The 7,888-nt window shown below is 57.9% G+C and carries 5 protein-coding genes and 1 pseudogene; all 6 read left to right on the forward strand.

Going from position 1 to position 7,888, the window contains the following annotated elements; genetic code table 11:
* Window positions 1–162 precede the first annotated feature (162 nt).
* Window positions 163–1,161 carry a substrate-binding domain-containing protein gene (locus tag DC347_RS19405; protein WP_165838085.1) on the forward strand — a complete coding sequence of 333 codons (999 nt, stop codon included), beginning with the start codon at window positions 163–165 and terminating at the stop codon, window positions 1,159–1,161.
* A 34-nt stretch (window positions 1,162–1,195) separates the two neighbouring features.
* Entirely contained in the window at window positions 1,196–2,680 is a 1,485-nt protein-coding gene (locus DC347_RS19410; RefSeq protein ID WP_109864131.1) for a sugar ABC transporter ATP-binding protein, read from the forward strand.
* Window positions 2,677–3,753, forward strand: coding sequence for an ABC transporter permease (locus DC347_RS19415; protein ID WP_109864132.1), 1,077 nt, complete (start codon window positions 2,677–2,679; stop codon window positions 3,751–3,753). The genes DC347_RS19410 and DC347_RS19415 overlap by 4 nt, the downstream gene beginning before the upstream one ends.
* 214 nt (window positions 3,754–3,967) lie before the next feature.
* Window positions 3,968–5,296, forward strand: a complete 1,329-nt coding sequence (locus DC347_RS19420) for an MFS transporter (RefSeq protein WP_109864133.1) — start codon at window positions 3,968–3,970, stop codon at window positions 5,294–5,296.
* 356 nt (window positions 5,297–5,652) lie between these two features.
* Complete coding sequence (mftG, locus tag DC347_RS19425) at window positions 5,653–7,227, forward strand: mycofactocin system GMC family oxidoreductase MftG (protein ID WP_109864134.1); 1,575 nt, start codon at window positions 5,653–5,655, stop codon at window positions 7,225–7,227.
* A gap of 79 nt (window positions 7,228–7,306) precedes the next feature.
* A pseudogene (locus tag DC347_RS19430) lies at window positions 7,307–7,888 on the forward strand (malate synthase A); the annotation flags it as partial.

Here is a 7,888-nt window from a genome sequence, read left to right on the forward strand (position 1 = left end):
GTCCGTGTCAGTCACAGAGGGTCCGACAGGTTGCGGCACGTGGGTAAGGCCCTAGCCGCAGGCATGTTCGCATTAACGCTGGCAGCATGTGCATCAACCCCAGCACCCACCTCGGGGAACGCACCGGTAGACCAAAAGAGCCTCGATGAGGCCAAGAACGCCGTGAAGCAATACACCGATCCTGCGGCTGATTTCACAGGCCCAAAGACAGGGTTTCCGGTGGGCGATAAGAAGTCAGTGGTGTTTGTTTCCTGTGCGGCAACTATCGCTCTCTGCAACGACGCTGGGGCAGCGGTGAAGGACGCAGCGCAGACACTCGGCTGGAACGTTAACGTCATCGACGGCGGCGGGACGGCAACAGGTTGGCTGGACGCAATGAACAAGGCGATCGCATTGCACCCGGACGCAATCATCGAAGCCGCAATCAGTCCCGACGCCGTCCCGGAACCCTTCAAACGCGCTAAGGAAGCCGGTATCCCCGTCGTAAGCCTCTTTGCATCGGGTTCGCCTGGTCCAATTGATACGGCAGGCGTTTTTTACAATGAAGATACAGACGGAGCCGCCGTCGGGACGGCTATGGCGCAGTATGCGGTGGCAGACAGCGGTGGTCGCGCCAGGGTGGTGATCATCTATGACAACACCTACGCGATCGCCCGAGCGAAGAACGACGCCATGAAGAAGGTCATCGAAGCGTGCTCAAGCTGTCAGCTGCTCGAGGACGTGTCCACGCCATTCGGAGAACTGTCCAAGAACGTTCCCGGGCTGTTGTCCGGGTGGCTAAGCAAGTACAGCGGTGAACCGCTCTACGTCCTTTCTGTAGGTGACATCGCGTTCGACACCATGATTCCGACCCTGAATTCCCGAGGGGTCAAGGCCGGCGAGGTCAAGCTCATCGGAGCCGACGGTTCAGCGGCAGCTTACCAGCGGATCCGCGACGGTAAGTTTCAGGTCACCACTGTGCCCCAACCAGTGCGGGAAATGGCGTACAACGCCGTGGACCAAGTGACCCGCGCCCTAAACAGCCAGCCGGCGGTCTCCTGGAGTCCAGTCCCGTTCTTGGTGACCCGCGACAACGTGAATGACGCCGGAGGTGACCAAAACCGGTATGAGCCAGCGAATGGTTATGCCGATCAGTACAAGAAAATCTGGGGCATTTCCTGACCTGAGGGTACGATAAAAAAGGAGCCCAAAACTCATGAGTGTTTCAATCGGAACTCAACCGCTGCTGCGCATATCCCAAGTTTCAAAGTCTTTCGCGGGCAATCAGGCACTTGCCGACGTTGACCTGGAAGTACGGCCGGGAGAGATTGTCGGACTCCTGGGAGCAAACGGAGCCGGGAAGTCCACCCTCATCAAGATCCTTGCCGGCGTGTATCAGCGTGATGCAGGTGAAATCACCTTTAGCGGCGGCGGGCAGGGGGGTGATGCCAATCCTCATCGAAACATCGCCTTCCTACATCAGGACCTGGCTGTGGTGGGGACAATGACCGTGGCAGAGAACATCGCCCTGCAGAGCGGTTTCAGCCGCCGCGGCCCCCTAATTTCGTGGCAGCGCACCGAGGAGCGCGCCCTGGCTTGTCTGCAAAAGCTAGGTGCAGATATTCGGCCTGACCTTACATTAAACGAATTGACCGCATCAGAGTCGGCCATTGTTGCCATTGCGCGTGCACTTTCGCTTGACGCTGCAGTGCTGGTATTGGACGAACCGACCGCGACACTCAGTGCAGGGGAGAGCAAACGGCTCCTCACCGCTCTTCGAAAACTGCAGGAGAGCGGGGTAGGAATGCTCTTCGTAAGTCACCATCTTCAAGAAGTCCTGGATGTCACTGATCGAGTCGTGGTACTCAGGGACGGCCGTGTGGTCATGGAATCGAAAACCGATGCGGTGAAGCACGATGAATTGGTCGAAGCAATCACGGGCCGTAAGTACGTTCCCTCAAGTCGGTCACTACACCTGAGCGAGGCCGGCAAGTCGCTGATTGAGGTGTCAGACCTCGTCACCGATCGCGCTGGTCCAGTTTCGTTCGAGCTTCGTACTTCCGAAATTTGTGTACTGACAGGACTTGTCGGAGCTGGTCAGCATGAGCTGGGACGGTCGTTGGTCGGTGACAAGCCAATCTATTCGGGCCAAGCCAGGTTCACAGCTGGGGGCCATAGCGTCACCGACCGCGGGGGACGACGCCAGATTTGTTTCGCATCAGGTGACCGCGCAAGAGAGGCGACATCACCAGGGCTGACAGTTCGGGAGAACCTGACCATGTCTCCGCCTGCTTTCCGTTCTCGCAAACGTGAACAAGCCGCAGCATTCAAGATTCTGGCGGGACATGATGTGCGGCCACCACAGACAGAGTTGGCAATTGGCACCCTGTCTGGAGGGAACCAACAGAAAGTCGTTGTGGCCAGAGCAGTCGAACTCGACGCGCCGGTGCTGATCTTTGAGGATCCTACCGGTGGAGTCGACATCGGGGCTCGACAGCAAATCTATAAACGTCTCCGAGAAGAGGCGGAAGGAGGCCGCTCGATCCTCGTGGTGACCTCCGATTTCGAAGAAGCCGCACTTGTCGGATCCCGGGTCCTGGTACTCAGGGACGGCCGGATTGTTGACACCCTCATCGGCGAGTCCATCAACGAACTAGAAATCATGAATCTTGCAACAGGGAAAGAAGCTGAGAAGGAATGACCGCAAACCAGGCTGAAACACACCGATCCGCCCGGCCGCGGCAGAGATTCGACTGGGGCGGACTCCTGAATAAGCACGCCCTGACGATGATCCTCGTAGTTCTGGTCGCTTTTTTCGCGATCAGGCTACCTGGCACGTTCCTTACGGGCACCAACGTATCGTCAACGCTGGCAACTCAATCTGTTGCCGCTTTCCTTGCCCTGGCGGTCCTCGTACCAATGGTGGCTGGTCACTTCGATCTCTCAGTGGGCTACATGCTGGGACTCACCTGCATGACAACGATCGGGTTTCAGGCAAAACAGGGCATGGACTGGGGCGCCGCCGTAGCCCTGTCGCTGCTTCTTGGTGTCCTCGTGGGAGTCTTGAACGGGATGCTGGTTGTGGTTGCGAAAATCAATTCCTTCATCGCCACCCTCGGTACCGGCAGTTTGGCGTATGCCATTGGGCTTTGGTACAGCGAAGGTCAATCAATCATCGGAACCTTTCCTGACGCCTTCGCAGCCATAGGCAGTGTCAAGAACAACGTCCCTCTCCCGGCTATATATGTCGTCATAGCTGCAGTAGTAATCTGGCTAATCCTTGAGTTCACGCCCTTGGGGAGAAGACTCTACGTCGTGGGGGATAGCCCGCGCACCGCGACACTACTCCGGGTACCGACCGGCGCGATGACCGTAGGAAGCTTCGCAACTGCCGGGCTACTGACAGCTATTGCTGGCGTGATCCTCGCGTCCCAGCTGCAGACCGCCCAAAGTTCAACAGGACCGGAATATCTGCTGCCGGCTTTTGCAGCTGTTTTCCTTGGAAGCACCGCCGTACGTCCTGGACGGGCAAACACCTGGGGCACCATAATCGCAGTCCTGGTGCTCGCCACCTTGATCACCGGTCTGCAGCAAATCGGCTTGGCAGCGTGGGTGCAGCCACTGGTCAACGGCGTCATGTTGATTGGAGCAGTCGGCGCCGCCGGTGTAGTCCAACGCCGTCGATCCCAGCGGGCTAAGGCAAAAGAATCGTCCAACCGGCTGTCCCAGCAGGCTGGGTCCGTGAGTCATGAGCGAGATAAGGCCGGAGTCTGAGGCCAGCCTCCTCCAACACGACACAATGCCTTATCCAGGTGCAGCAGGAGACTGGCACTACCGCCGGGCTGTGTCCGAATGAAGGACCAGCCCGGCGTCAGCCCTGCAAGTCCCTTGACCTAGCCTCTGCAGGCGCCACCCGGCTGATGCTCATCCCAAATACTCCTGGCCCGAACTCAGCGGTGAAGAACTTCCCCCACTAAAGGAAAATCGCATGACATCACAGTTTGAAAGTATTCGACTGAAGCAGAGCGTCCCCAAGAAGGTAATGATCGCCAGCTTCACCGGCACGGCTCTGGAATACTATGACTTCTTCATCTACGGCACAATGGCAGCGCTCGTCTTCGGGGCCCTCTTTTTTCCCAGCCACGACCCAGTCGCCGGCACACTGGCTGCTTTTGCCACATTTGCTGTTGGTTTCGCGGCACGACCTATAGGAAGCATCCTCTTTGGGCACCTCGGTGACCGGTTAGGGCGACGAAAGACGCTCGTGCTGTCGCTGGGTCTAATGGGTGGTGCAACACTGGGGATCGGATTGCTTCCCACCTTTACGTCAGTCGGCGTACTTGCACCCCTGCTGCTAGTGCTTCTTCGCTTGCTTCAAGGCTTGGCGCTAGGAGGGGAATGGGGTGGAGCAGCGCTCATGCTGGTCGAAAATGCCCCTGCCGGACGAAAGTCGACCTATGGCAGCATCGTCCAAATGGGGGCTCCTGCCGGGCTTATGTTAGCTACGGCAGCAACCAGCTTCAGCGTCGCGGTTTCAGGGAACGAATTTATGGTGTGGGGATGGCGCCTTCCGTTTTGGCTAAGCATCCTTCTGCTTGCCATCTCATTCTGGATTCGAATCTCCCTCGCCGAAACCAGCGAGTTTGCTAAGACTGCTTCTTCCAAAGCCAGGGAATCAAAAGCTCCCGCGCTTCTAGTCTTCAAAAACCACTGGAAAGATTTGATCCTTGCATGTGGCGTCGCAGCACCCGGGGGAGCCCTGTTCTCCATAGTCACCACATACACCCTGTCCTATACAGTAGACATCCTGAAGCAGGACCGCGGGTCCATTCTTAACGTCACAGTCGCTGCCTCAGCGGTTTACTTGGTGAGCATTCCGCTGTTCGGTAGAGTTGCGGACAAATGGGGCTCCTATTCTGTGATTACTTTGGGGGCAATCTCTACCGCCATATTTGCCTTCTTTTATTTCCAGCTCCTGGGCACTGGTGCGGTATTTCTTGTCTTCCTTGCTGTAGCCGTCGCTCTTGCTGGGATCCACGCCGCACTTCAGGCGCCTCAGGCGGAGGTGTTCGCAGCACAATTCGACGTTTCACTAAGGTATACGGGTGTCGCGCTGAGCCAAGCAATCCCGACGACTATCGTTGCGGGCACCACGCCATTCCTTGCCACCTATCTATATGACCTCACAAAAGACACGAACATAATCGCGGTATACCTGGTGTCCTTAGGCCTCATCGGAGCTGCCTGCTCTGTAGCAATGCGCCGGAAAGCCCTTATCCGCTCGCGTGAGCCAATTCGGGTTGCAAGCTACAAGTAGGAGCCTCACTCTCAGTACACGCAACCCCGGAGCATTTTGAAGGGAAAACTGTGAAAAATTGGATGTCGGGTGATCCCGTTCGAATAGAGCGAGCGGGCCGACTTTATCGTCATGGCCGGATTGAAGTTGCGATGGCGGACGGCTCCGGTTTTTGGGTTTGTGCTGACGGGGCCCAGCCTAGGGAACTTATCTGGATCGAAGAAGGGTTTTCAGTCCGGTCAATTGATGAGGGTACTTTTGCCAAGCGAATCACTTCAGACAAGCTGTTTCAGAAGTAGCTGGCCGCCGATTGTCACGACTACGCGCACGCAGGCCAGCTCATCTTTCCGTGTCGGTTTTGAAGGGCGGATCACAAGTTGAGTTATGACGTCATCGTCGTTGGGGCCGGCGGCTCAGGCTCACCTTTGGCTGCGCGCCTAAGCGAAGATCCGCTCAGGTCGGTACTGCTGCTGGAAGCGGGGCCAGCCCCGGTAAGCGACGATTCCTTTCCGCCTGAACTACATAAGGCAGATACGGTCCAGGGAGCCGCACCCGATCACCCTAACAACTGGTCCTTTCTGGCAAACCTGACTCCCGGCAGGCCCTACTCAGTGGCCCGAGGACGGATACTTGGCGGTTCTACTGCTATAAGTGGTACCTACTTCATTCGTGCGCCGAGAGAAGATTTTGACCGCTGGTCCGGTTGCGGAGCTAGCGAGTGGGCATGGGAGAGGGTGCTGCCCTTCTATAGGAAACTCGAAAACGATCAGCGCTTCGGCCCCAATCGACTACACGGCGGGTACGGTCCCATTCCCGTCTCCCGTTCGGACCAGAGGCATCCACTCTCCGTAGCCTTTTCCAAGGGGGCCGCTGAACTGGGATTCCCCTTAGAGACGGACAAGAACGGGGACAGTAATCCAGGCTATGGACCGGTTCCCACGAACAGTATTGACGGCCGACGGGTGAATACCGGGATGGCCTACATCAATCCCGCGAGGAGCCGATCCAACCTGCACGTACGAGGTGACTCGTACGTGCAGCGCGTGCTCTTCGAGGGTAGACGTGCTGTCGGAGTCGAGGTTCTAAAGGATGGTCGTGTAACCACCGTGCTGGCGGGGGAGGTTGTACTCTCGGCTGGCGCAATAAAAACCCCTCATATTCTTTTGCTGTCTGGAGTGGGCCCGGCCGATGAGCTAGCCTGCTTAGGCATCCCGGTGGTGAGTGATCTCCCAGGGGTGGGAAAAAACTTCACCGACCATCCGAACCTTTTCGTTAACTGGCGGACGAGAACACCCTTGGGCGGCCACCTTCCAGGGCAGTCTTTTGCTGGTGTTCTCAACTTCACTGCCCCTGATTCGGAGGAAGTCGGAGACCTGGAGATCATCGCCCTCCTCAAAGATCCAGCCTCGCTGCTGTCTGGAAGCTCCGGCGCCATGATCCAAGGGGAAGGATTGAGCCATAAGCAGCACGATGATGTCGCATTTCTCGTTTCTTTGCAGTCGGAAACCTCGCGGGGGAACGTGACTCTCACGTCTGCGGACCCTGCCGTGCAACCGCACATCGAGTTTAATTACTTGTCCACTGACAATGATCGTCGTCGGATGCGTCAAGCCATTCGACTGGCCGTTCAGCTCCTCCAGTCCCAGGCCTACATACATCTCTTCGCCGAATTAATCGACCTTGATGATGAAGTGCTACGCAGGGATGAGGATCTCGACCGTTGGATCTTCGCCAATCTTGGGACCGCTTTACATCTTTGCGGAACGGCAAAATTTGGCCCCCCTCATGACATCGAGGCCGTTACAGACCAATATGGTCGCGTTCGCGGGGTGCAGTCCCTGAGAGTAGCCGATACGTCTTTGCTTCCCACCGCTCCCAGACGAGGTCCCGCCGCGACCGCCGTCCTCATAGGTGAAAGAATCGCGCATTTTATAAAGACAGAACGTGGCTAAAGAAACCATGCGCTCAGTCAAGCTGACACCAAGACAGCGGCTGGCAGCACATTCCAACAAAACTACGAAAGGCACTAAATTGCTCACCGTCACAGATCCCCGGCCGATCAACCGCGCTGAGGAGATCCTCACCCCCAAGGCACTGGCCTTCGTGGAGGAGCTCCACAACCGGTTCGCCGGCACCCGCAACGAGCTCCTGGCGGCCCGTGCCGCCAAGCGGCAGCGGGTGGCAGAGACCGGCAAGCTGGACTTCCTGCCGGAGACGCAGGACGTGCGCGACGGCGACGGGAAAGTTGCGCCCGCACCCGCCGCCCTGCAGGACCGCCGGGTGGAAATGACCGGGCCTGCCTCACCGGCGAAGATGGCCATCAATGCCCTGAACTCCGGAGCCAAGGTGTGGCTGGCGGACCTCGAGGATGCCAGCACCCCCACCTGGGCCAACGTCATTGACGCCATCCTCAATCTCCGGGACGCCGCGCAAGGCACACTGAGCTACACGTCGGAGGAAGGCAAGGAGTACCGGCTCCGCACCGACGCGCCGCTGGCCGTGGTGGTGGCACGGCCCCGCGGCTGGCACATGCAGGAAAAACACCTGCTGCTCAACGGCGAACCCGCCGTGGGTGCCCTGGTGGACTTCGGACTGCACTTCTTCCACATCGCC

Origin of the sequence: Pseudarthrobacter sp. AG30 (assembly GCF_003116525.1) — a bacterium.
Lineage (GTDB): Bacteria > Actinomycetota > Actinomycetes > Actinomycetales > Micrococcaceae > Arthrobacter.